Here is a 1,937-nt window from a genome sequence, read left to right as displayed (position 1 = left end):
TGGCCACCGGAGTTCGACAGTTCAGCCCGAAAAATGACGATTTTGGCGAAGTCGCCTCAGTATTCATGCGGGTTTCAGGCCGATTTTTCTAAAACTCGTGTGGTGGCACGTTTGTAACAAGCAACGTCAGTATTGACGATGCCTGCACTGCTGATAAAGTGGCGGCATGCACGTCAAGATCACCACCTCTGGCAGCCGTCGCTACGTCCAACTCGTCGAGTCCTATCGGGACGATGCGGGGCGGGTGAAGAAGCGTACGGTGGCGACCCTCGGGCGCCTCGACCAGGTCGGCGGTGAACTCGATTCGGTGATCAACGGCTTGTTGAAGGTGTCGGGGCGTGATCCCATCGGTGCGAAGCCGGCGCCGCCCTCGGTGGCGTTCGAGTCGGCGCGCGCATTGGGCGACGTGTGGGCGCTCACGGAATTGTGGAAGGAATTGGGCTTCGGCGAGTTGCGGCGCGTATTCCGCCGCACCCGCCACACCACCGACGTCGAAGCACTGATCCGCGTGATGGTGCTCAACCGGCTGTGCGATCCGGACTCCAAGCTCGGCGTGCTGCGCTGGCTGGAGACGGTGGCGCTGCCGGAGGTCGACGTCACCACGATCACGCATCAGCAGTTGCTGCGCAGCATGGACGCGCTGATGGATCACCAGGCGGCGGTCGATGCCGTGGTAGCGGGCCTGCTGCGCCCCTTGATCGACCAGGACCTGTCGGTGGTGTTCTACGACCTCACGACGATCCGCACCGAAGGACTGACCACGCTCACCGATGATGTGCGCGAATTCGGCATGGCCAAGGAAGGGGTGATTGCCCGCCAGTTCATGCTCGGCGTGGTGCAGACCGCCGACGGTTTGCCGATCTACCACGAGGTATTCGCCGGCAACGCGGCCGAGACGAAGACGCTGCAGCCCACCCTCGCGACGGTGCTCGAACGCTTCCCGCAGGTGCGTCGGCTCATCCTCGTGGCCGATCGCGGGCTGCTGAGCCTGGATAATCTCGAAGCGCTGCGGGCGATCCCGCTCGCGAGTGGACAGCCGCTCGAATTCATCATCGCCGTGCCGGGACGGCGCTACCACGAGTTCGCCGAGTTGCTCGGCGACTTCCATCGGGATCACTGCGCGAAGGCCGAGGACGAAGTAACCGGCGAACTCGCCTGGAACGGGCAGCGTCTGGTCGTTGCCCATGATCCGGCGACCGCAGCCGTCCAGACGCAGCGGCGCAATGAGCAGATCGAAGCCCTGATCGCGCAAGGCGAGCAATGGGCCGGCAAACTCGTCGATCAGGACGGTGGCGTCAAACACCGCGGGCGCAAGCTCTCCGACAGCGGCGCCAAAGCGCGCTTCTACCACGCGGTGTGCGAGGCGCATCTATCGAAGATCATCAAGGTCGACCTGCCGGCCGAGCTCTTCAGTTACGACATCGACAAGACCGCTCGGGCGCTCGCCGAGATGATGGACGGCAAGCTGCTGCTCGTGACCAACGCCGACGCCCTCACACCGGCGGATGTCGTCGCTCGCTACAAGTCGCTCGCCGACATCGAGCGCGGCTTCAAGGTGTTGAAATCCGAAATCGAGATCGGGCCGGTCTATCACCGCCTGCCCGAGCGCATCCGCGCCCACGCCTCGATCTGCTTCATGGCGCTGATCCTGCATCGCATCATGCGCGCGCGCCTGCGTGCGGCCGGAACCGAGCTGAGCCCAGAGCGCGCGCTCGAACAGCTGCATCGCATTCAGCATCACCGGGTGCGTCTGAACGGCGGAGCACCGGTCGCGGGCGTGTCGACGATTAGCACCGCGCAAAGCGAAGTCCTCGATGCACTTCGCATCAAGAAACCGACTACGCCGGAGCAGCTGACGCTCTTGTAGTGGCATTTTTGAACGTCGACTTCTGATAAATCAGATAGTTACGCGATTAGCTGTCGAACTCCGGTGGCCA

General features: G+C 63.3%; 1 protein-coding gene. It reads left to right on the top strand.

Annotated features, from left to right (window positions below; all coding sequences use genetic code 11):
• Positions 1–166 precede the first annotated feature (166 nt).
• Positions 167–1,867 carry an IS1634 family transposase gene (locus tag GO615_RS27560; RefSeq protein ID WP_169133039.1) on the top strand — a complete coding sequence of 567 codons (1,701 nt, stop codon included), beginning with the start codon at positions 167–169 and terminating at the stop codon, positions 1,865–1,867.
• Positions 1,868–1,937: the final 70 nt, after the last annotated feature.

Source organism: Aromatoleum evansii (assembly GCF_012910805.1).
In the GTDB taxonomy this organism is placed as follows: Bacteria; Pseudomonadota; Gammaproteobacteria; order Burkholderiales; family Rhodocyclaceae; genus Aromatoleum; species Aromatoleum evansii.
Note: the sequence above shows the minus strand (reverse complement) of the source record. Positions and strands in the feature narration are given on the sequence as shown.